21 protein-coding genes are annotated in these 22,472 nt (G+C 60.6%); 9 read left to right on the top strand and 12 right to left on the bottom strand.

What is annotated here, in order from left to right:
• Positions 1-14 precede the first annotated feature (14 nt).
• The gene (locus tag AC1DHT_RS06130; protein ID WP_427546495.1) at positions 15-2,321 is read left to right on the top strand and encodes a CHASE2 domain-containing protein; all 2,307 of its coding nucleotides are present in this window, start codon (positions 15-17) and stop codon (positions 2,319-2,321) included.
• A 381-nt stretch (positions 2,322-2,702) separates the two neighbouring features.
• On the opposite strand, the gene AC1DHT_RS06125 is transcribed toward AC1DHT_RS06130, so the two are convergent.
• The 4 genes from AC1DHT_RS06125 to glyQ all read right to left on the bottom strand — a co-directional run bounded on the left by AC1DHT_RS06125 (position 2,703) and on the right by glyQ (position 7,085).
• Entirely contained in the window at positions 2,703-3,473 is a 771-nt protein-coding gene (locus AC1DHT_RS06125; protein WP_103314870.1) for a lysophospholipid acyltransferase family protein, read from the bottom strand.
• A gap of 63 nt (positions 3,474-3,536) precedes the next feature.
• A complete protein-coding gene (gmhB, locus tag AC1DHT_RS06120; RefSeq protein ID WP_427534409.1) occupies positions 3,537-4,076 on the bottom strand; it encodes a D-glycero-beta-D-manno-heptose 1,7-bisphosphate 7-phosphatase in 540 nt (179 codons plus the stop codon).
• Positions 4,077-4,080: 4 nt separating this feature from the next.
• On the bottom strand, positions 4,081-6,135 hold the full coding sequence (glyS, locus tag AC1DHT_RS06115) for a glycine--tRNA ligase subunit beta (RefSeq protein ID WP_427546492.1): 2,055 nt from the start codon (positions 6,133-6,135) through the stop codon (positions 4,081-4,083).
• Positions 6,132-7,085 carry a glycine--tRNA ligase subunit alpha gene (gene glyQ, locus AC1DHT_RS06110; RefSeq protein WP_031319418.1) on the bottom strand — a complete coding sequence of 318 codons (954 nt, stop codon included), beginning with the start codon at positions 7,083-7,085 and terminating at the stop codon, positions 6,132-6,134. The genes glyS and glyQ overlap by 4 nt, the downstream gene beginning before the upstream one ends.
• An 81-nt stretch (positions 7,086-7,166) precedes the next feature.
• On the opposite strand from glyQ, the gene tag reads away from it, so the two are divergent.
• From tag to AC1DHT_RS06095, 3 genes are all read left to right on the top strand, one after another.
• Positions 7,167-7,730: a DNA-3-methyladenine glycosylase I gene (gene tag / locus AC1DHT_RS06105; RefSeq protein ID WP_427542226.1), complete on the top strand. Its 564-nt coding sequence runs from the start codon at positions 7,167-7,169 to the stop codon at positions 7,728-7,730.
• 51 nt (positions 7,731-7,781) lie between these two features.
• Complete coding sequence (locus AC1DHT_RS06100) at positions 7,782-8,669, top strand: lysophospholipid acyltransferase (protein WP_427542223.1); 888 nt, start codon at positions 7,782-7,784, stop codon at positions 8,667-8,669.
• Positions 8,670-8,740: 71 nt separating this feature from the next.
• Positions 8,741-8,980, top strand: coding sequence for a PilZ domain-containing protein (locus AC1DHT_RS06095; RefSeq protein ID WP_054594888.1), 240 nt, complete (start codon positions 8,741-8,743; stop codon positions 8,978-8,980).
• Between the two features lie 16 nt (positions 8,981-8,996).
• Here AC1DHT_RS06095 and AC1DHT_RS06090 read toward each other — a convergent pair whose 3' ends face one another.
• From AC1DHT_RS06090 to def, 5 genes are all read right to left on the bottom strand, one after another.
• Complete coding sequence (locus AC1DHT_RS06090) at positions 8,997-9,311, bottom strand: tetratricopeptide repeat protein (protein ID WP_427542220.1); 315 nt, start codon at positions 9,309-9,311, stop codon at positions 8,997-8,999.
• A 178-nt stretch (positions 9,312-9,489) separates the two neighbouring features.
• A complete protein-coding gene (trkA, locus tag AC1DHT_RS06085; RefSeq protein ID WP_054594890.1) occupies positions 9,490-10,863 on the bottom strand; it encodes a Trk system potassium transporter TrkA in 1,374 nt (457 codons plus the stop codon).
• A 23-nt stretch (positions 10,864-10,886) separates the two neighbouring features.
• The gene (gene rsmB, locus AC1DHT_RS06080; protein ID WP_103314872.1) at positions 10,887-12,197 is read right to left on the bottom strand and encodes a 16S rRNA (cytosine(967)-C(5))-methyltransferase RsmB; all 1,311 of its coding nucleotides are present in this window, start codon (positions 12,195-12,197) and stop codon (positions 10,887-10,889) included.
• Positions 12,194-13,153, bottom strand: a complete 960-nt coding sequence (gene fmt / locus AC1DHT_RS06075) for a methionyl-tRNA formyltransferase (protein WP_427542215.1) — start codon at positions 13,151-13,153, stop codon at positions 12,194-12,196. The genes rsmB and fmt overlap by 4 nt, the downstream gene beginning before the upstream one ends.
• A gap of 66 nt (positions 13,154-13,219) precedes the next feature.
• Positions 13,220-13,726, bottom strand: a complete 507-nt coding sequence (def, locus tag AC1DHT_RS06070) for a peptide deformylase (RefSeq protein WP_427542212.1) — start codon at positions 13,724-13,726, stop codon at positions 13,220-13,222.
• Between the two features lie 172 nt (positions 13,727-13,898).
• Between def and AC1DHT_RS06065 the strand changes: the two genes are divergently transcribed.
• The 3 genes from AC1DHT_RS06065 (at position 13,899) to tsaC (ending at position 16,717) form a co-directional block, all read left to right on the top strand.
• Positions 13,899-14,924, top strand: a complete 1,026-nt coding sequence (locus AC1DHT_RS06065; protein ID WP_429539601.1) for a LysM peptidoglycan-binding domain-containing protein — start codon at positions 13,899-13,901, stop codon at positions 14,922-14,924.
• 80 nt (positions 14,925-15,004) lie between these two features.
• Complete coding sequence (gene dprA, locus AC1DHT_RS06060; RefSeq protein ID WP_427542206.1) at positions 15,005-16,108, top strand: DNA-processing protein DprA; 1,104 nt, start codon at positions 15,005-15,007, stop codon at positions 16,106-16,108.
• A gap of 51 nt (positions 16,109-16,159) precedes the next feature.
• The gene (gene tsaC, locus AC1DHT_RS06055; protein ID WP_427542203.1) at positions 16,160-16,717 is read left to right on the top strand and encodes an L-threonylcarbamoyladenylate synthase type 1 TsaC; all 558 of its coding nucleotides are present in this window, start codon (positions 16,160-16,162) and stop codon (positions 16,715-16,717) included.
• A 133-nt stretch (positions 16,718-16,850) separates the two neighbouring features.
• Here the strand turns inward: tsaC and AC1DHT_RS06050 are convergent, their stop codons facing one another.
• Entirely contained in the window at positions 16,851-17,828 is a 978-nt protein-coding gene (locus AC1DHT_RS06050) for an NADPH:quinone reductase (protein ID WP_054594897.1), read from the bottom strand.
• 178 nt (positions 17,829-18,006) lie between these two features.
• On the opposite strand from AC1DHT_RS06050, the gene hemF reads away from it, so the two are divergent.
• On the top strand, positions 18,007-18,921 hold the full coding sequence (gene hemF / locus AC1DHT_RS06045) for an oxygen-dependent coproporphyrinogen oxidase (protein WP_427542200.1): 915 nt from the start codon (positions 18,007-18,009) through the stop codon (positions 18,919-18,921).
• 13 nt (positions 18,922-18,934) lie between these two features.
• Positions 18,935-19,756, top strand: a complete 822-nt coding sequence (gene aroE / locus AC1DHT_RS06040; protein WP_427542197.1) for a shikimate dehydrogenase — start codon at positions 18,935-18,937, stop codon at positions 19,754-19,756.
• A 66-nt stretch (positions 19,757-19,822) separates the two neighbouring features.
• Here aroE and AC1DHT_RS06035 read toward each other — a convergent pair whose 3' ends face one another.
• Together AC1DHT_RS06035 and choX are read right to left on the bottom strand one after the other, a co-directional pair.
• Positions 19,823-21,391, bottom strand: a complete 1,569-nt coding sequence (locus AC1DHT_RS06035) for a SulP family inorganic anion transporter (protein WP_427542194.1) — start codon at positions 21,389-21,391, stop codon at positions 19,823-19,825.
• A 155-nt stretch (positions 21,392-21,546) separates the two neighbouring features.
• Complete coding sequence (gene choX, locus AC1DHT_RS06030; RefSeq protein ID WP_427542191.1) at positions 21,547-22,467, bottom strand: choline ABC transporter substrate-binding protein; 921 nt, start codon at positions 22,465-22,467, stop codon at positions 21,547-21,549.
• Positions 22,468-22,472: the final 5 nt, after the last annotated feature.

Genomic DNA, 22,472 nt, shown 5'->3' with positions numbered 1-22,472 from the left:
TCGGCCCATTGTCGATGAAACACTGGCCAAGGAAGGAGGGGCGCGGGCCGACCCAGGCCCAGCAGCTGTTTCGTCGGATGGTCCGTGAATGGCTGTGGGTCAGCCTGATCCTGCTGCCGTTGACGGCGCTTCTGTCCTTGAACCATGGGCTGACGCTGAGCAATCTGCTGTACGACAACCTGCGTCGGCTCAGTCCGCTACCCGTTGATCCGCGAATCCTTATTGTCACCATCGACGATTACAGCTTGCAGCAACTCGGCCAGTGGCCCTGGTCGAGAACCTTGCACGCCGACCTGCTGGATCGGCTCAGCGATGCAAAGGCCAAGGGCGTGCTGTTCGACGTCATTTTCAGCGAGCCAGACAAACTTCCCGACAACGACCTGCGCCTGGCACACGCTGCATGCCGGGCTGGCAACGTGTTCGTGCCTTTGCTGCGCGAAGGGGTTGCCCGTTATGGGCAGCCGCTGGGTGAAATCGAACCCGTGGCACCGTTGAGGCTCTGTGCCAAAGGTATCGGGCATATCAACGCCGAGGCGGACGCTGATGGCATCGTGCGCAGCGTGTACCTGCGCGAAGGCCCTGAGCGCAACCCAAGGGCGCAACTGGCCTGGCTGCTTTATGAGATGACCACTGATGGCTCGGATTCCCTGCCCGGCTCGCCATTCTCATTGACGGTTCAAGGCTGGCAACGAACCAACGGCATTCGAATTCCCTTTATCAGCGCGAATGCGGGTTTCCCCAGCGTCCCTTACGTCAGCGTGCTGCGGGGCGAAGTGCCACCCGAACTGCTGCGTGATCGCCTGATCCTGATTGGCTCTACGGCGCCTGGGTTGGGCGACCGCTATGTGACACCGCAGTCGGCGAGCATCGGCACCACACCGGGTATCGAGATTCAAGCCAACATCCTCAATGGTTTGCTGCAACACCGCAGCATCGTGGTACTTGCCGATGGCTGGGCGGTCGGGTTGTCGACGGCCATCGTCGCGTTGCTGCTGGCCTTGCTGCTGTTCCGTCCACGGCGTGCCTTGTGGTTGACCCTGGGCTGCATGGCGATGGCACTGGTCGCCTCGGCGTTGTTGCTCCGCGCCGGTTGGTGGTGGTCGCCCAGCGCCAGTTTGCTGGGGATGCTGCTGGGGTATTTGATCTGGAACTGGCGACGCTTGAGCGCAGTGCTCGCTTACTTCGGCTGGGAACTGGCACGGCTTGATAGCGAACCGAAAGTGTTTCCAGAGCGCCGCCGCACGCCGTCACCGGCCGGCGATGTATTGCAGGGGCAGATCGTCGCGCTGGAACAGGCGATGAGCCGGACCCGCGATACCCGACGGTTCATCGCCGACGGTCTGGAATACCTGCCGGTGGCGACGCTGATCAGCGATCCCAACGGACGGATCCTTTTGGCCAACCGCAATGCGCGGGGGGTATTTGGCAGCGATCTGGTCGGCGAAGACCTGCTGCGACGGCTCTCGGAGATTGGTTATCCGGGGCTGCTCGAGCAGGGAAGTCCTGTGTTGTCGACGCTTGAGACCAACGAGTTTCGCGATACCCAAGGGCGAAGTTTGCGTATGGACCTGGCGCCATTGCTGCCGGCTGAAGGCGGAACGGCGATTGGCTGGTTGCTCAGCCTGACGGATCTGAGCGTCGAGCGCGATGCCGAGGAACAGCGCGCGGTGCTGCTGCGGTTTCTTTCCCATGACCTGCGCGCGCCCCATTCAGTGATTCTGGCCTTGCTCGACGTCCAGTATCACCAAGGCACGGGGGACGCGCAGTTGTTCAGCCAGATCGAGTTGCAGGTACGCAAAGCCTTGAGCCTGACCGAGGCCTTTGTGCAGCTGGCCAAAGCCGAATCCGAGGCGTACCAGTTCGAACCGAGCATGTTCGCGATGCTGGTGCTTGACGCGTTTGATCAGGCGATGAGTATCGCGCAACTCAAGCAGATCGAGCTGTTGCACGATCTGGATGAAGAAGCGGAAGGCATGGTCCTGGCCGATCAGTCGTTGCTGACCCGGGCGCTGTTCAACCTGTTGGAAAACGCCATCAAGTACAGCCCGGCGGGTTCGCAGGTCAGCGTGCGGGTGAGTTGCGCACAGGGCTGGCTGACCTGCGAGATCGCCGACCAGGGCAAAGGTATTTCAGCCGACGAACTCCCCGAATTGTTCAGCCAGTACAAGCGCTTTGCTTCATCTCAAGGCAGTGAGGGACTGGGCCTGGGGTTGTCGATGGTCAAGGCCGTGGTGGATCGCCACGGTGGACGGATTTTCTGTGAAAGCCAGGTTGGGCAAGGTACGACGTTCAGCGTTCAACTGCCGTTGCTGGAGGAGTGAAGCATTTCCCTCCGTAGCAGCTGTCGAGCCTGCGAGGCTGCGTTCGAGGCGGACCGCGATCGGGCGAAGTCCTCGCAAATCCTGTGTATGCGGTTTACCTGAAAGAATGCGTTACCTGATTTTACGACTGCTCCGCCCGAGCGCGGACCGAGCCGAACGCTGCCTCGCAGGCTCGGCAGCTGCTACGGATCGCGTGATAACCGGGGGGTTGAAACAGGCATAAAAAAACCGGCGCAAATAGCCGGTTTTTTTTTGCGTCGTGAAAACTTATGCACGTTTTTCAGCGTTTTATGAGCTTAATAAATATCTATATAAATCATAAATTTAGCTAACAAATAAGACGCTTTTCAACAAAACGGTACACAGGTTATCCACAGAACGTCAGACAGTCTCTTTATCCGCCGCAGCAGGCAGTGGCGGTAGCGAACCCATGTCCCGCTGGGTCTGCTCGTTCCAGGCCGCAGCGCGGTCGTTGAGCTCGGCAATCGCCCGTGGGCCGCTGCCCTCTGCATACATCGGTGCACCGATAACAACGGTGATGGTGCCAGGTGTTTTCAGCCAACCGGTTTTCGGCCAGAACTTGCCAGCGTTATGGGCGATTGGCAGCACAGGCAACTGCGCGTTGACCGCCAACGCCGTGCCACCACGGGAGAACTTGCCGACGGTGCCGAACGGAACGCGGGTGCCTTCCGGGAAGATCAGCACCCAGACGTTGTCCTTGAGCAGCTCATCGCCCTTCTTCGCCACATGCTTGAGCGCGGCTTTCGGGTTGTCGCGGTCAATGGCGATTGGTCGCAGCATGGCCATCGCCCAGCCGAAGAACGGCACATACAGCAGTTCGCGCTTGAGCACCTGGCTCAATGGCTCGAAGTAGGCCGACAGAAAGAACGTCTCCCAGGTGCTCTGGTGGTTCGACAGAATCACGCACGGCTGGTCGGGAATGTTCTCGGCGCCTTTGACTTCATAGTCAATGTCCAGGAACACCTTGCTCAGCCACAGCGCGCAGCGGCACCAGTAGACGTTGATGAAACGGTAGCGCGCCTTGAACGGTAAAAAAGGCGCGATAAAAAAGCTCAGGCTGCACCAGAGCAACGAGCTGGTGCCCAGCAGCAGGTAAAAAAGAAAGGTTCTGATTGCCTGCAAGATCGACATAGCGGCATTTGCCTATTAAAAGTGCGCACCCGAACAATCCTTGATCAGGATGTCAGAATCGCCCTAGTTGTGGATAAGTTCTGCGGCAATCGCCGCCAGATCGTCAAAAATCAAAGTACCTACCGGTAGGGTCTTGCCCTGAGTCTTTTCGCCTTTACCGGTTTTTACCAAAACTGGCTGACAGTCGACGGCCTTTGCCGCCTCCAGGTCACCGAGACTGTCGCCGACGAACCATAGATTAGTCAGCGCCACGTCGTAATGTGCGGCAATGGTTTTAAGCATGCCGGGTTTTGGCTTACGACAATCGCAGCCTTCGTCTGGCCCGTGCGGGCAATAGACGATGAGGCCGAGCTCGCCGCCCTGCTCTGCCACCAACGTGCGCAAGCGCTCGTGCATGGCGTCGAGGGTGGCGACATCGTAGTAGCCGCGAGCAATGCCGGACTGGTTGGTAGCGACAGCTACCGTCCAGCCGGCCTTGCTCAACTGCGCGATGGCTTCGATCGAGCCCGGGAGCGGAATCCACTCTTCCACCGACTTGATGTAAGCGTCGGAGTCGTAATTGATCACTCCGTCCCGATCGATAATCAGCAGTTTCAACAGCAGCTCCTCAACCCAGCAACGAGATGTCGGCAACGCCAAGGAACAGACCGCGCAAACGCGCCAGCAGTGCATAACGGTTGGCGCGGACCTTGGCGTCTTCCGCGTTGACCATCACGGCTTCGAAGAACGCATCGACCGGCTCGCGCAACGCGGCCAGACGTGCCAGCGATTCGCTGTACTGACGGGCTGCAGCCATTGGCTGCACCGCTTGATCCGCTTGCTGGATCGCCGAGTACAGGGAGAATTCGGCGGCGTTGTCGAAGTACTTGGCTTCAACGGTGCTTGGCACGCTGCCTTCGATTTTGCTCAGCAGGTTCGATACGCGCTTGTTCACCGCAGCCAGTGCAGCGGCTTCCGGCAGTTTGCGGAACGCTTCCACCGCTTGTACGCGCTGATCGAAGTCCAGGGCCGAGCCCGGTTTCAGGGCACGAACCGACAGGTAAGTGGCGACATCCACGCCTTCGTCTTCGTAACGGGCACGCAGACGGTCGAAGACGAACTCCAGCACTGAATCAGCCAGGCCGGCAGCCTTGACCTTGCTGCCGAACGCATTGACAGCGAACGCCACGGCGTCGGTCAGGTCGAGGTCGAGCTTCTTGTCGATCAGGATCCGCAACACGCCCAGCGCAGCACGGCGCAGGGCATACGGGTCTTTGCTACCGGTTGGCAGCATGCCGACACCGAAGATCCCGACCAGGGTATCGAGCTTGTCGGCGATGGCCACGGCCGCACCGGTCAGGGTGGTCGGCAGTTCAGCGCCGGCACCGCGCGGCATGTACTGCTCGTTCAGCGCCAGTGCGACATCTTCCGGCTCGCCATCGTTGAGAGCGTAGTAGTAACCGGCGACGCCTTGCATTTCCGGGAACTCACCGACCATCTCGGTTGCCAGGTCGCACTTCGACAGCAGTCCTGCACGCGCCGCCCACGAGGCGTTGCCGCCAATGCGTTGAGCGATGAATGCGGCCAGTTTTGAAACGCGCTCGGCCTTGTCGTAGACGCTGCCGAGTTTTTCCTGGAATACCACGTTTTGCAGGCGCAGGTTGAAGTCTTCGAGTTTCTGCTTCTTGTCTTGCTTGAAGAAGAATTCGGCGTCGGTCAGGCGTGGGCGAACCACTTTCTCGTTACCGTCGATGATCTGCTGCGGGTCTTTGCTCTCGATGTTGGCCACGGTAATGAAACGTGGCAGCAACTTGCCGTCGGCATCCAGCAGGCAGAAGTATTTCTGGTTGTCCTGCATGGTGGTGATCAGGGCTTCTTGCGGCACATCGAGGAAACGCTCCTCGAACGAGCACACGAGCGGTACTGGCCATTCCACCAGCGCGGTCACTTCGTCGAGCAGGTCCGACGGAACGATCGCGGTCCCTTCCTGACGAGTGGCCAACTCGGCGGTACGCGTGCTGATCAGCTCGCGGCGCTCATTGGCATCGGCCAGTACGTAGGCTGCGCGCAGGTCGTTCAGGTAGTTGGCTGGCGAGGTGATGCGCACGCTTTCCGGGTGGTGGAAGCGGTGGCCACGGGAGTCGCGACCGGCCTTCTGGGCGAGGATGGTGCAATCGATGACCTGGTCACCGAGCAGCATCACCAGCCATTGGGTTGGGCGAACGAATTCTTCCTTGCGAGCACCCCAACGCATGCGCTTCGGGATAGGCAGGTCGTTCAGCGAGTCTTCGACGATGGTCGGCAACAGGCTGACGGTCGGCTTGCCGGCGATACTTTGGCTGTAACGCAGCTTCGGCCCGCTTTGATCGATTTCGCTCAGCTCTACGCCGCACTTCTTGGCGAAGCCCAGGGCGGCCTGGGTCGGATTGCCTTCGGCATCGAACGCGGCCTGACGTGGCGGGCCGTCGAGGTTGATGCTGCGATCCGGTTGTTGAGTGGCCAGTTTGGTGATCAGCACGGCCAGACGACGCGGTGCGGCGTAGACCTGCTTGGCTTCAAAGCCCAGGCCAGCGGCCAGCAGGCCCTTCTCGATACCGGCGAGGAACGCCTCGGCCAGGGTGTTCAGGGCCTTGGGTGGCAGCTCTTCGGTGCCCAGTTCAACCAGGAAATCTTGAGCACTCATTGTGCAGCCTCCAGCTTAGCCAACACTTCATCACGCAGATCCGGGGTCGCCATCGGGAAGCCCAGCTTGGCGCGAGCCAGCAGGTAGGCTTGCGCAACGGAACGCGCCAGGGTGCGAACACGCAGAATGTATTGCTGACGCGCAGTCACCGAGATCGCCCGGCGTGCATCCAGCAGGTTGAAGGTGTGCGAGGCCTTCAGGACCATTTCGTAGCTTGGCAGCGGCAGCGGTTGATCGAGTTCGATCAGGCGCTTGGCTTCGCTTTCGTAGAAATCGAACAGTTCGAACAGCTTCTCGACGTTGGCGTGTTCGAAGTTGTAGGTCGACTGCTCCACTTCGTTCTGGTGGAACACATCGCCGTAGGTCACTTTGCCGAACGGACCGTCAGCCCAGACCAGGTCGTAGACCGAGTCCACGCCTTGCAGGTACATGGCCAGACGCTCGAGGCCGTAGGTGATCTCGCCGGTCACCGGGTAGCACTCGATGCCGCCCGCCGCCTGGAAGTAGGTGAACTGGGTTACTTCCATGCCGTTGAGCCAGACTTCCCAGCCCAGGCCCCAGGCACCGAGGGTCGGCGATTCCCAGTTGTCTTCGACGAAACGGATGTCGTGCACCAATGGGTCCAGGCCCACGTGCTTGAGGGAGCCCAGGTACAGTTCCTGGAAGTTGTCCGGGTTCGGCTTCAGAACTACCTGGAACTGATAGTAGTGCTGCAGACGGTTCGGGTTTTCGCCGTAGCGGCCGTCAGTCGGGCGACGACTGGGCTGCACATAAGCGGCGTTCCAGGTTTCCGGGCCGATGGCGCGCAGGAACGTGGCAGTATGGAAAGTGCCGGCGCCTACTTCCATATCGTAGGGCTGAAGTACCACACAACCTTGCTCGGCCCAGTATTGCTGGAGGGCGAGGATCAAGTCTTGGAAGGTACGCACGGCTGGCGTAGGCTGGCTCACGAAATTCACCTGTTTCTTGGGCTGCGATTTAAAGAGCGGGAGTATACCCGATTCATTCGTCCGCACGCCCCCTGGAGCCTTATGCCACGCTGCTTTTGGTGTTCCGAAGATCCGCTGTACATGGCTTATCACGATCAGGAGTGGGGCGTACCGCTACGCGATGCGCAGCGCTTGTTCGAGTTGCTTTTGCTCGAAGGGTTCCAGGCCGGCCTGTCCTGGATCACCGTGCTGAGGAAGCGCGAGCGCTACCGTGAGGTGTTGTTCGGCTTCGATGTGCAGCGGGTGGCGCAGATGAGCGACGCCGAAATCGACGATTTGATGCTCGATCCGGGGATCATCCGCAACCGTCTGAAACTAAACGCCGCACGGCGCAACGCCCAGGCCTGGATGGCGCTGGAGGACCCGGTGGAACTGCTCTGGTCGTTTGTCGGCGGCGTCCCGCAGATCAATCATTTCAAGGATCGCAGCGAAGTGCCGGCCGTGACGCCGGCCGCCGTGGAGATGAGCAAAGGTCTGAAAAAAGCCGGCTTCACGTTTGTCGGCCCGACCATCTGCTATGCCTTGATGCAGGCCTCGGGCATGGTCATGGATCACACCACCGATTGTGATCGTTACGCCATCTTGCGCAGTGGGCGGTTAGAATAGCCGGCTCGCGACAAGGTTCATGACGTCGGTTCAGAAGATCAGGAGTGACCTGTGGATAAGTTTAAAGGCGCCTTGCTGGTAGGCGCTCTGCGGTTGTTTGCCCTGCTCCCGTGGCGGGCGGTGCAAACGGTAGGCGCGGCGATTGGCTGGGTCATGTGGAAAACCCCTAACCGTTCCCGCGACGTAGTGCGCATCAACCTCGCCAAGTGCTTCCCCGAAATGGACGCCGCCGAGCGCGAGCGTTTAGTTGGACAGAGCCTGATGGACATCGGCAAATCATTGACCGAAAGCGCCTGCGCCTGGATCTGGCCGGCCCAGCGCTCCATCGATCTGGTGCGTGAAGTCGAAGGCCTCGATGTGCTCAAGGACGCGCTGGCTTCCGGCAAAGGCGTGGTCGGCATCACCAGTCACCTGGGTAACTGGGAAGTGTTGAACCACTTCTATTGCAGCCAGTGCAAACCGATCATTTTCTACCGTCCGCCCAAGCTCAAGGCGGTGGATGAATTGCTGCGCAAACAGCGGGTGCAATTGGGCAACCGCGTGGCGGCGTCCACCAAGGAAGGCATCCTCAGTGTCATCAAGGAAGTGCGCAAAGGTGGTGCAGTGGGGATTCCGGCTGACCCGGAACCGGCCGAATCCGCCGGGATCTTTGTGCCCTTCTTCGCCACCAAGGCTTTGACCAGCAAGTTCGTGCCGAACATGCTGGCGGGCGGCAAAGCGGTCGGCGTCTTCCTGCACGCCCTGCGCCTGCCGGACGGTTCAGGCTACAAAGTGATCCTGGAAGCTGCGCCCGAGGCCATGTACAGCACCGATACCGAGACGTCCTGCGCGGCCATGAGCCAGATCGTCGAGAAATATGTGCGGGCTTACCCGAGCCAATACATGTGGAGCATGAAGCGCTTCAAGAAACGCCCGCCGGGCGAAGCACGCTGGTATTGATCCGGCTGGCATGATCTGTGGATAACCTTGGGCTGGGGTTATCCACAACCGTTCAATCAAGGGCGCAGAAGATGTCCGAACACCGTAAGTCATTTCGAATCAAGATCCAGCACGAGAGCTTCGGCGAGTGCCTGGGCCAGACTCGCAACCTTTCTGCCAGTGGCGTCTACGTGAAGCATCCGACGCTTGCGGCGTTGGCCAAGGGCGCGGTCGTCTATGGTCAGGTGCAGGGGTTGCCGTGCGGTGCGCCGCGAGTGCGCATGGAAGTGGTGCAGGTCGACGCGGAAGGCATCGGCCTGCGTTACCTTTGAGTTGAGCGTTTTTTGATCAGTTGCCTGACCGGTCAAGCTTCTTCAGAAACACCGTCATTTCCTTTTCCGCCTGCTTGTCGCCATGCGCGCGAGCTGCTTCCAGGCCTTGCTCCCAGGCCTGACGGGCAGCTGCATGGTTTGCCTGTGCCAAATAAGCCTTGCCCAGCAACTTCCAGGCTGCCGAGTATTTCGGGTCGAATTCCACGCAGCGGCTGAAATGCTCAGCCGCCTTGGCATTTTCTCCCAGATCCAGATAACCCTTGCCCAGACCGAAGCGCAGCAACGAGTTATCCACACCCTTGGCGAGCATTTTTTCGAGGGATTCGATCATCGGGTGGATTCCTTGTTGAGGAGTGTCAGGGATTGATCTGTTTTAGTGGGGCCGCTATCGCGAGCAGGCTCGCTCCCACATGTGATCTTCAGTGGACACCGATTTTGTGTACAACCGGATCCACTGTGGGAGCGAGCCTGCTCGCGATTGAGCCAGCCCGGCCAATGCGGATTTGGGATCAGAAGAAACTCAACCCCACGTGGAACAGCTTCTCCACATCGCGAATATGCTTTTTATCCACAAGGAACAGAATCACATGGTCGCCGGCTTCGATCACGGTGTCGTCGTGGGCGATCAACACTTCTTCATCGCGAATGATTGCACCAATGGTAGTCCCCGGCGGCAGGACGATGTTTTCGATGGCCTTGCCGATCACCTTGCTCGACTTCGCGTCACCATGGGCAATCGCCTCGATGGCTTCTGCCGCACCGCGACGCAGTGAGTGCACGCTGACGATATCGCCCCGGCGCACGTGGGCCAGCAAAGTGCCGATGGTCGCCAGTTGCGGGCTGATGGCGATGTCGATATCACCGCCCTGGATCAGGTCGACATAGGCCGGGTTGTTGATGATGGTCATCACCTTCTTCGCGCCCAGGCGTTTGGCCAACAGCGACGACATGATGTTGGCTTCGTCGTCGTTGGTCAGTGCCAGGAACAGATCGGCGTCGGCGATGTTCTCTTCCAGCAGTAGATCGCGGTCCGAGGCGCTGCCCTGCAACACCACGGTGCTGTCGAGGGTGTCCGAGAGGTAGCGGCAGCGCGCCGGGTTCATCTCGATGATCTTCACCTGATAACGGCTTTCAATGGCCTCGGCCAGCCGCTCGCCGATCTGCCCGCCACCGGCGATGACAATGCGTTTGTAGCTTTCGTCGAGCCGGCGCATTTCGCTCATCACGGCGCGAATATTCGCTTTGGCCGCGATGAAAAACACTTCGTCGTCGGCTTCGATCACCGTATCGCCTTGCGGCAGGATCGGCCGATCACGACGGAAAATCGCTGCCACGCGGGTATCGACGTTCGGCATGTGCTCGCGCAACTGGCGCAATTGCTGCCCCACCAGCGGTCCGCCGTAGTAGGCCTTGACCGCCACCAGCTGGGCCTTGCCCTCGGCGAAGTCGATGACCTGCAAGGCGCCGGGGTGCTCGATCAGGCGCTTGATGTAGTGGGTCACTACTTGTTCCGGGCTGATCAACACGTCGACCGGAATCGCATCGTTGTCGAACAGGCCGGCGCGGGTCAGGTACGCGGCTTCGCGCACCCGGGCGATCTTGGTTGGCGTGTGGAACAGGGTGTGCGCGACCTGGCAGGCGACCATGTTGGTCTCGTCGCTGTTGGTCACCGCCACCAGCATGTCGGCGTCGTCGGCGCCGGCCTGGCGCAGCACCGTCGGGAACGAGCCGCGACCTTGCACGGTACGGATATCGAGACGGTCACCGAGGTCACGCAGGCGTTCGCCGTCGGTGTCGACCACGGTGATGTCGTTCGCTTCGCTGGCCAAGTGTTCCGCCAGCGTACCGCCGACCTGCCCGGCGCCGAGGATGATGATCTTCATCCGCTCACTCCCTTGAAATCCGCTTAACCGCGTGCGGCGGCAATCTTGATCAGCTTGGCGTAGTAGAACCCGTCGTGACCGCCCTCTTGCGCCAGCAACTGGCGGCCATGCGGTTGCTTGATGCCGGCCTGGCTGGCGATGTCGAGTTCACGAGCGCCCGGCGTGCGAGCAAGGAAGGCTTCGATGACTTCGGTGTTTTCGGTCGGCAAGGTCGAGCAGGTGGCGTAGAGCAGGATGCCGCCGACGTCGAGGGTCGGCCACATCGCGTCGAGCAGTTCGCCCTGAAGCACTGCGAGCGCAGCGATGTCATCCGGCTGGCGGGTCAGTTTGATGTCCGGGTGCCGACGAATCACGCCGGTCGCCGAGCAGGGCGCGTCGAGCAGGATGCGCTGGAACGGCTTGCCGTCCCACCACGCTTGGGTGTCGCGGCCGTCGGCGGCGATCAATTCGGCGCTGAGGCCCAGCCGCTCAAGGTTTTCCCGCACGCGCACCAGACGCTTGGCTTCCAGGTCCACGGCCACTACGCCGGCCAGTTTTGGCTCGACTTCGAGGATGTGGCAGGTCTTGCCGCCCGGTGCGCAGCAGGCGTCGAGCACCCGTTGACCCGGTGCCAGGTCCAGCAGGTCCGCTGCCAGTTGCGCAGCTTCGTCCTGCACGCTGATCCAGCCTTCGGCGAAACCCGGCAGTTGGCGCACATCGCCCGGCGTGTCGAGCACGATGCCGTCCCGACTGAACACGCACGGTTTGGCCGCGACACCGGCATCGCTCAGCAAGGCGAGGTAGGCATCGCGAGTGTGATGACGACGATTGACCCGCAAAATCATCGGCGGGTGCGCGTTGTTCGCGGCGCAAATGGCTTCCCACTGTTCAGGCCAGAACGCCTTGAGGGATTTTTGCAGCCAGCGCGGGTGCGCGGTGCGCACCACCGGATCGTGCTCAAGCTCGGCCAGCAGGGCTTCGCTTTCACGTTGGGCACGGCGCAGCACGGCGTTGAGCAGGGCTTTGGCCCAAGGCTTTTTCAGCTTGTCGGCGCAGCCCACGGTTTCACCGATGGCGGCGTGGGCCGGGACACGTGTGTACAGCAACTGGTAAAGGCCGACCAACAACAGCGCTTCGACGTCAGCATCGGCGGCTTTGAAAGGCTTTTGCAGCAGCTTGGCCGCCAGTGCCGACAAGCGCGGTTGCCAGCGCGCGGTGCCGAAGGCCAGGTCCTGGGTGAAACCGCGATCGCGGTCTTCGACCTTGTCCAGTTGCGTCGGCAACGAACTGTTCAGCGAAGCCTTGCCGTTAAGGACGGCGGCCAAGGCCTTGGCGGCGGCCAGACGCGGGTTCATTGGGCGTCCACCGCTTGGCCCAGGACGGTGCCAACGGCAAATTTCTCACGACGGCTGTTGAACAAGTCGCTGAAGTTCAGCGCCTTGCCACCAGGCAATTGCAGGCGCGTCAGGCACAGCGCCTGTTCACCGCAGGCGACGATCAAGCCGTCTTTGCTGGCGCCGAGGATCTCGCCCGGTGCGCCCTTGCCTTCGGCGAGGCTGGCAGCGAGTACTTTCAAGGCTTCGCCATTGAGCGTGCTGTGGCAGATCGGCCACGGATTGAACGCGCGAACCAGACGCTCCAGCTCAACCGCTGGGCGGCTCCAGTCGATGCGCGCTTCGTCTTTGTTCAGTTTGTGCGCATAAGTAGCGAGGCTATCGTCCTGCACTTCGCCTTCCAGCGTACCGGCGGCCAGCCCGGCAATCGCCTGAACCACTGCTGGCGGGCCCATCTCGGCGAGACGGTCATGCAGGCTGCCACCGGTGTCATCAGCGCTGATCGGTGTGGTGACCTTGAGCAGCATCGGCCCGGTGTCGAGGCCGGCTTCCATGCGCATCACGGTCACGCCGCTTTCAGCGTCGCCCGCTTCGACGGCGCGCTGGATCGGCGCCGCACCGCGCCAGCGTGGCAGCAACGAGGCGTGGCTGTTGATGCAACCCAGACGCGGAATATCCAGCACCACTTGCGGCAGGATCAGACCATAGGCCACGACGACCATCAGGTCCGGCTTGAGCGCGGCCAGTTCGGCCTGGGCCTCAGCGTTGCGCAGGGTTGGTGGCTGCAGCACCTGGATGTTGTGCTCCAGAGCCAACTGCTTGACCGGGCTCGGCATCAGCTTTTGCCCACGACCCGCCGGGCGATCCGGTTGGGTGTAGACCGCAACGATCTCATAAGGGCTGTCGAGCAGGGCCTTGAGGTGTTCGGCGGCAAATTCGGGGGTGCCGGCAAAGACGATGCGCAGTGGCTCAGTCATGGGAATTCTCGGTTGGAAACACGCGGAAAAGAAAAAGGCTTGCCGCAGCAAGCCTTTGGAAGGGCATCAAGCGTTCTGGCGATGGAGCTTTTCCAGCTTCTTCTTGATCCGGTCGCGTTTGAGCGTGGACAGGTAATCGACGAACAATTTGCCGTTGAGGTGGTCGCATTCGTGCTGAATGCACACCGCCAGCAGTTCTTCGGCGATCAGTTCAAAAGGCTGGCCGTCACGGTCCAGGGCATTGATCTTCAAGCGTTGCGGACGGTCGACGTTTTCGTAGAAGCCCGGTACCGAAAGGCAGCCTTCCTGGTACTGACCCATTTCGTCGGTCAGGACTTCGAACTCGGGGTTGATGAACACCCGAGGTTCGCTGCGGTCTTCGGAAAGGTCCATGACCACGATACGTTTGTGCACGTTGACCTGGGTCGCCGCAAGGCCGATGCCGGGTGCTTCATACATTGTTTCAAACATGTCATCGACCAACTGCCGCACTTCGTCGTCCACTACGGCCACCGGTTTGGCGATAGTACGCAGGCGCGGGTCGGGAAATTCGAGGATGTTCAAAATAGCCATAAGCGTAATTGCTGCACGTGTGAAGTAAAGTCTGGGCCGATGGCCTGGCGGGTCCGAAGATGCAGGCTACCGTTGTAAAACGTAGCTCCCTTCTTTTCATTAAGAAAGGGGGGAGTGGGCCACGAGGGCTCTGGCGTTCTACTCGAATGCACATAATAAAGGGATTCACCGCATGAGGAAATCACTACTCGCCTTGCTGCTTCTGGCCTCGGCCGGTTTGGCACACGGACAAGTGCAACTCAAGGAAGGTTTTCCACAGCATTACACGGTGGTGGCGGGCGACACACTTTGGGACATCTCCGGGAAATACCTTCGCGAACCCTGGAAATGGCCCGAACTCTGGCAGGCCAACCCGCAAATCGAAAACCCCAACCTGATCTATCCTGGCGACTCGCTGTCGCTGGTCTATATCAACGGGCAACCGCGCCTGACCCTCAATCGCGGGGCTTCACGCGGCACTATCAAGCTTTCGCCACAAGTGCGCAGCACGCCGATGGCCGACGCCATTCCGAGTATTCCGCTGCGCTCGATCAACAGTTTCCTGTTGAGCAACCGCATCATCGACAACGTCGAAGACTTCAACAAGGCGCCGTACATCGTTGCCGGCGACGCCGAACGGGTACTCAGCGGCATGGGCGATCGCATCTACGCACGCGGCAAGTTCGACCCGGAGCATTCGGTGTACGGCATTTTCCGTCAGGGCAAGGTCTACAGCGACCCGCAAAGCAAAGAGTTTCTGGGGATCAACGCCGACGACATCGGCGGCGGCGAGATCATCGCCACTGAAGGCGATGTCGCCACCCTCGCCTTGCAACGCACCACTCAAGAGGTTCGACTCGGCGATCGTTTGTTCAGCGGCGAAGAACGGGCAATCAACTCGACCTTCATGCCCAGCGCGCCGAAAACCGATATTCATGGCTTGATCATCGACGTGCCACGGGGGGTTACGCAGATCGGTGCGCTCGATGTGGTTACTTTGAACAAGGGCCAGCGCGACGGCTTGGCCGAAGGCAACGTGCTGGTGGTAATGAAAACCGGTGAAACCGTGCGTGACCGGGTTACGGGCGAGCAGGTGAAAATCCCGGATGAGCGCGCCGGTTTGCTGATGATCTTTCGCACCTATGAAAAGCTCAGTTATGGCTTGGTACTCAATGCTTCGCGCTCCCTGGCTGTGATGGACAAGGTGCGTAATCCGTAAAAGACTCAACAAGTTACCAACAGACTTATCCACAGCTTGTTGCTGATTCAACACGACCAATAACGATCAAGGATGATCTTATGCCGCTGTTCGCACCTACGCAGGTTTCACCCGCGGAACTGGAAGCGCGTTTGCGTTTGCATCGTCTTCCGGAGCTCGGCCCTCGACGTTTTCAAAAGTTGCTCGAAGCCTTTGGTTCAGCCTCGAAAGCCATCAGCGCACCGGCCTCTGCCTGGCGTGCGTTGGGGGTGCCAGCGGCAAGTGCCGAGGCCAGGCGTAGCCCTGAAATTCGCGACGGCGCCTACCACGCATTGGCCTGGCTAGAGCGTGAGGGCCAGCATTTACTGATGTTTGACCAGCCGGGCTACCCGGCACTATTGGCAGAAATCAGTGATCCACCACCGCTGCTGTTTGTCGCGGGCGATCCGGGCATTCTGGAAAAGCCGCAGTTGGCGATGGTTGGCAGCCGACGCGCATCGAGGCCGGGAACGGACACCGCCGCGGCGTTTTCCCGCAGCCTGGCGGGCGCCGGTTTTGTCATCACCAGCGGTCTGGCATTGGGGATCGATGCGGCGGCGCATCAAGCCGCGCTGGACGTCGGTGGGCAGACCGTCGGAGTGCTCGGCACCGGTCTGGAAAATTTTTATCCACAGCGCAATCGGCGAATTGCCGACGCGATGATTGCGCAAGGCAGTGCAGTGGTTTCCGAGTTCCCGCTGGACGCCGGACCGCAGGCCAGCAACTTCCCGCGGCGCAATCGGATCATCAGCGGTTTATCCCTCGGCGTGCTGGTGGTCGAGGCCAGTGTCGCCAGCGGCTCGCTGATCACTGCACGGCTGGCGGCGGAACAGGGACGCGAGGTGTATGCCATTCCAGGATCGATCCATCACCCCGGGGCTCGTGGTTGCCACCAGTTGATCCGTGACGGCGCGGTATTGGTGGAAACCATCGAACATATCCTCGAAGGCCTGCGCGGTTGGCAGAATCTGCCGTTATCCACAGACGCTGCGGCGCCCGTCGATCATCCGTTGCTGTGCCTGCTGTTTGCCGCCCCGCATACCAGCGAGGCCTTGGCCGACGCGGCGGGATGGGCGTTGCCGAAGGTATTGGCGGCGCTGACGGAGCTTGAAATGGAGGGTCGAGCAGTGAGTGAAGGCGGACGCTGGTTTGCGCGCGTAAGCTAGGTTCATGAAAGATCGGTAAACTGCGCACAGCCTTATTTTGGAGAGTCGGTAATGGTCAACAGTTGGCGTGTGCAACAAGCCGCACAAGCTATTCGCGCAGGGGCGGTGATTGCCTACCCAACCGAAGCTGTCTGGGGTCTGGGTTGCGACCCTTGGGACGAAGAGGCGGTGTATCGCTTGCTGGCGATCAAGGGCCGTTCGGTGGAAAAGGGCCTGATCCTGGTTGCCGACAATATTCGCCAGTTCGACTTCCTGTTCGAAGACTTCCCGGAGCTGTGGATGGATCGCATGGCCAGCACCTGGCCGGGGCCGAACACCTGGCTGGTGCCCCATCAAAACATGCTGCCGCAATGGATCACCGGAGTGCATGAGACCGTGGCGTTGCGGGTTAGCGATCACCCTCAGGTGCGGGATTTGTGTGCGTTGGTCGGGCCATTGGTGTCGACTTCAGCCAACCTGCAAGGCCGGCCGGCAGCGCGTTCGCGAATTCGCGTCGAGCAGTATTTCCGCGGACAGATCGACCTGGTGTTGGGCGGGAATCTGGGCGGACGTAAAAACCCGAGCCTGATTCGAGATCTGGCGACCGGCAATGTGGTGCGCCCGGCTTGAGACCGAGGTGATCCCATCGCGAGCAGGCTCGCTCCCACACTGGACCTATGTCGTACACAAATTTTGTGTTCACTAAAGATCTACTGTGGGAGCGAGCCTGCTCGCGATGAGGGTCTGACAGACACCATAAACCTTAAGGCAAAAGCACCGTCGACCCGGTAGTACGCCGCGCCGACAATTCAATCTGCGCCTTAGCCGCGTCAGCCAGTGGATAACGCTGGTTGATGTCCACTTTCAACTGGCCGCTGATGATCATCCCGAACAGCTCGTCGGCCATGGTTTGCAGGTTTTCAGCGTTGTTGGCGTAAGTCCCCAGGGTTGGCCGGGTCACGTACAGCGAGCCCTTCGCCGCGAGAATCCCCAGGTTGACGCCGTCCACTGCGCCCGATGCGTTGCCGAAACTCACCACCAGCCCGCGTGGCGCTACGCAGTCGAGCGAAGTCAGCCAGGTGTCCTTGCCAACGCCATCGTAGACCACCGGCACCTTTTTGCCGTCAGTCAGTTCCAGCACGCGCTGTACGACGTTTTCCTTGCTGTAGTCGATGGTTGCCCAGGCGCCGAGGGATTTTGCCAGTGCGGCTTTTTCCGGCGAACTGACGGTACCGATCAACTTCACGCCCAAGGCCTTGGCCCATTGGCAGGCCAGCGAACCGACACCACCGGCAGCGGCGTGGAACAGGATGGTCTCGCCACCCTTGAGTTCGTAGGTCTGACGCAACAGGTACTGCACGGTCAGGCCCTTGAGCATGACGCCCGCGGCCTGTTCGAAACTGATGGCGTCCGGCAGATGCACCAGATTGTCTTGCGGCAACACATGCATCTCACTGTAAGCACCCAGTGGGCCACTGCCGTAGGCCACGCGGTCACCGACCTTGAAACGCGTGACGTCGCTGCCCACCGCGTCAACCACGCCCGCGCCTTCCGCGCCCAGGCCCGATGGCAGGGCGGGCGGCGCGTAGAGGCCGCTGCGGTAATAGGTGTCGATGAAATTCAGACCGATAGCCTTGTTGCTGACGCGTACTTGCTGGGGGCCCGGCTCGGCAGGCTGATAATCCACATACTCAAGCACTTCGGGGCCGCCATGGGCACGGAACTGGATACGTTTGGCCATCTGCACTCTCCTTGGTGTGTTTGCCGTCGGTCTTTCGGCGAAGGCCCCTATCGGACTCCTAAGCTTGATCTTCGTCAACTGCGACGGTCACGAGTGCAGTGTTATGCTACGCGCCCATTTGCGCCGGCCGCCGTTCTGATCGTGCGCCGCGTAGCTTTGCCCGATTCAAGGTGATGCCATGACTACCCGCACCGAGGCCGTAAAAGCCTACCTGCTCGACCTGCAAGACCGCATTTGTGCTGCGCTGGAAGCCGAAGACGGTGGCACTCGTTTCGTTGAAGACGCCTGGACCCGGCCTGCCGGTGGTGGCGGTCGCACGCGGGTGATTGAAAACGGCGCGGTCATCGAGAAGGGCGGAGTCAACTTTTCCCACGTCTTTGGCAGTGGTCTTCCGCCGTCCGCCAGCGCCCATCGGCCGGAACTGGCCGGGCGCGGCTTCGAGGCTCTTGGCGTGTCGCTGGTGATTCACCCGCACAACCCGCATGTGCCGACGTCCCACGCCAACGTGCGCTTTTTCATCGCCGAGAAGGAAGGCGAAGAACCGGTCTGGTGGTTCGGCGGCGGTTTCGACCTGACCCCTTACTACGGCAATGAAGACGACTGCGTGCATTGGCACCGGGTGGCCGCGAAGGCCTGCGAGCCTTTTGGACCAGACGTCTACAGCCGTTACAAAGACTGGTGCGACAGCTATTTCCACATCAAGCATCGCAACGAGCCCCGTGGCATCGGCGGTCTGTTCTTCGATGACCTGAACGAGTGGGACTTCGACACCTGCTTCGCCTTCATGCGCGCTATCGGCGATGCCTACATCGACGCCTACTTGCCAATCGTTCAGCGCCGCAAAGCACAAGCCTTTACCGCGAAACAGCGCGAGTTCCAGGAGTTTCGCCGTGGGCGCTATGTCGAATTCAACCTGGTGTACGACCGTGGCACGCTGTTCGGCCTGCAATCGGGCGGGCGTACCGAGTCGATTCTCATGTCGCTGCCGCCGCAAGTGCGTTGGGGTTACGACTGGAAGCCCGAGCCTGGTAGCGAAGAAGCGCGCCTGACCGAGTATTTCCTGCAAGATCGCGATTGGTTGGCAAACGTCTGAACGAGGAATCCTGATGGACCGTTACGTCGTATTCGGTAACCCGATTGGCCACAGCAAATCGCCGTTGATCCATCGCCTGTTTGCCGAGCAGACCGCTCAGCAACTGGACTACAGCACCTTGCTGGCGCCGCTGGATGACTTTTCCGGTTGTGCCACGGAGTTTTTCCGCGAAGGTCGTGGCGCCAATGTCACGGTGCCGTTCAAGGAAGAGGCCTATCGTCTGGCCAATAGCCTGACGGAACGGGCCCAGCGAGCGGGTGCGGTCAACACCTTGAGCAAACTGGCGGATGGCAGCCTGTTGGGCGACAACACCGATGGCGCCGGGCTGGTGCGGGATTTGACGGTCAACGCCGGGTTCAGCCTGCGCGGTAAACGCATTCTGCTGCTGGGCGCTGGCGGTGCGGTGCGTGGCGCGCTGGAGCCGTTGCTGGCCGAGCAGCCGGCGTCGGTGATCATCGCCAACCGCACGCTGGAAAAAGCCGAGTTGCTGGCTGAACTGTTCGCCGATCTCGGCCCGGTGTCCGCCAGCGGTTTCGACTGGTTGCGTGAGCCGGTGGACCTGATCATCAATGCGACATCGGCCAGTCTGTCAGGCGATGTACCACCGATTGCCAGCAGCCTGATCGAGCCGGGCAAGACCGTTTGCTACGACATGATGTACGGCAAGGAACCGACCTCGTTCTGCCGCTGGGCCAGCGAACACGGCGCCGCAGTGTCGATGGATGGCTTGGGGATGCTCGCCGAACAGGCCGCTGAAGCGTTCTTCCTGTGGCGCGGCGTACGCCCGGACACCGCACCGGTGCTGGCCGAGCTCCGTCGCCAGTTGGCGCTCTAGGCTTTTGTGGCGAGGGAGCTTGCTCCCTCGCCACAGGGGGTGGGCTCGACGTGGTATTTGCGTGTTTCAATCCTCAAACCGGATCGGGCATTTCTCCGGCCCTTCGAGCTTTATCAACTCCTCGACCACATGCCCCCGCGCCCGGCGCAGGATCAGGCTGCGGTTTTCTCTGAGCAGTCGTCGCGCTTCCTGGTGCAGCATCTCTACGCCGGAATAGTCGATGAAATTGATGTACTGCCCTTCGATCACCACCTTCAAGCCTTGAGTGCGTTGCAGGCGGACTTGCAGGTAGTGGCTGGCGCCGAAGAAGATCGAGCCGCCGAACCGTAGAATCTCTTCATCACCTACGCGCCACTGCTGCACGCGGGGTTGAGAGGTGCGTTTGAGGTAGAAAAACAGCGAGGCCAACACCCCGGCGTAGATCGCCGTTTGTAGCTCCAGCAGCAAGGTGGCGACGCACGTCAGCGCCATCACCGCGAATTCGGCATGGCTGACCCGGAACAAGGCGCGAATGCCGCGATGGTCCACCAATCCCCAGCAAATCAGCAAAATGCTCCCCGCCATGGCCGGAATCGGGATATGCGCTATCAGCGTCGCCCCGGTCAGCGCAAACAGCGCCACCCATAGCGCCGAGAACACCCCGGCCAGTGGCGAGCAGGCACCTGCCTCATAACTCAATCCTGAACGGGTAAAGGAGCCAGCTGACAGCGAGCCTGCGAAAAAGCTGCCGACGATGTTCGAAAGCCCCTGCGCGCGGACCTCCTGATTCGCATCGAGTAACTGCTGCGAGCGTTGCGACAAGGAGCGGGCAATCGACAGGCTGGTCACCAGCCCGAGCATGCCGACTGCCACCGCACTGGGCAGCAGGCGCAACACCAGGTCCAGATCCAGCGGCAACGGGCTGAATGGCGGTAATCGGCCCACGAACGAGCTGACCAGCTTCACATGGCCAAACATCGACGGCCACAGCCACACCAACAGGCCGCTGAAGATCAGGCTGATCAACAGGCTCGGCCAGCGTGGCAATAGCAGTTTCAGCACAATACCTACCGCCAGTGTGCCAAGGCCCAGCACCAGCGACGGTTTATCCAGCGCACCGATGTCGCCGATCAAGGACACCAGGCTGTTCAGCGCCGTGGCCTGATTCGGCAGGTCCAGCCCCAACAGGTTCGGCAACTGCCCAAGGGCGATCACCACCGCCGCACCGAGGGTGAAACCCAGCACCACCGAGTGCGAGACAAAGTTCACCAGCGCGCCAAAGCGCAACATGCCCAGCAGCCACTGGAAAATACCGGCGAGGAAGGTCAGCAGCAGGATCAGCGTGATGTAGTCCTGGGAACCGGGCACGGCCAAGGGACTGACGCTGGCGTAAAGAACGATAGAGATCGCGGCTGTCGGGCCACAGATCAAATGCCAGGACGACCCCCAGAGGCAGGCAATCAACACCGGGATGATGGCAGCGTACAAGCCGTATTCGGCGGGTAACCCGGCGATCAGGGCGTAGGCAATGGACTGCGGCAACGCAAGAATCGCCCCGCTAAGGCCAACGACAAGGTCGCGGCCAACGCTGGCGCGGGTTTGCCGGGGCAGCCAACTGAGAAAGGGGAAGAGCTTATGGCGTCTGGAGATTGCCATGGGGCCTCTTGATTGGGGTTTTGGCGAAAGAATATCAGGCCCGGACACTGATCGTGGCCTTGTGGGAGCGAGCCTGCTCGCGATGACGGCAGTACATTCAGCATCATTGTTTACTGATCCACCGCCATCGCGAGCAGGCTCGCTCCCACATAGGGTTAAAGTTTTGCTTTCACGATCGGCAACGCGTCCTTCCCGTCCACGGTCTTCACCCCATCAAGCCACTTGTCCAGCACCGCCGGATTGGCCTTGATCCATGCCTTCGCTGCGTCGGCGTTGCTGACCTTCTTGTTCACCACCTCAGCCATGATGCTGTTCTCCATCTCCTGGGTGAAGCTCAGGTTGGTCAGCAGTTTGCCGACGTTCGGGCAGGCCTGTGCATAACCTTTGCGGGTCAGGGTGTGGACACTGCCGGTGTCGCCGAAGTACTTCTCGCCGCCCTTCAGGTAATGCATTTTCAGCTGCACGTTCATCGGGTGCGGGGTCCAGCCGAGGAAGGTCACGAACTTCTGCTTTTTAACCGCGCGGGACACTTCGGCGAGCATCGCCTGTTCGCTGGATTCGATCAGCTTCCATTGGCCGAGGTCGAAATCGTTCTTCTTGATGATCTCTTGCAGCGAGATGTTCGCCGGTGCGCCGGAGCCGATGCCGTAGATCTTCTTGTCGAACTTGTCGGCGTATTTGTTCAAGTCGGCAAAGTTATGCACGCCGGCGTCCCACACGTAGTCCGGTACCGCCAGGGTGAACTCGGTGCCATCAAGGTTCTTCGACAGTTGGGTGACATCGCCATTGGCCACGAACTTGTCGTAGAAGCCCTGCTGCGCCGGCATCCAGTTACCCAGGAACACATCGACCTGGCCGTCCTTGAGCCCGCCAAAGGTGATCGGCACCGCCAAGGTGTCGACCTTGGCCTTGTAGCCCATGCCGTCCAGCAGGAAACCGGTGATAGCGTTGGTCGCGGCAATGTCGCTCCAGCCGGGGTCCGCCATTTTCACCGTGTCGCAACTCTGCTCGGCGTAGGCCGAAACGCTGCTCAAGGCCAGCAGCCCCGCCGTCAGTACTGTGGATAACTTTTGCATGTTCT

This window comes from Pseudomonas sp. 05N432 (assembly GCF_056396945.1).
Note: the sequence above shows the minus strand (reverse complement) of the source record. Positions and strands in the feature narration are given on the sequence as shown.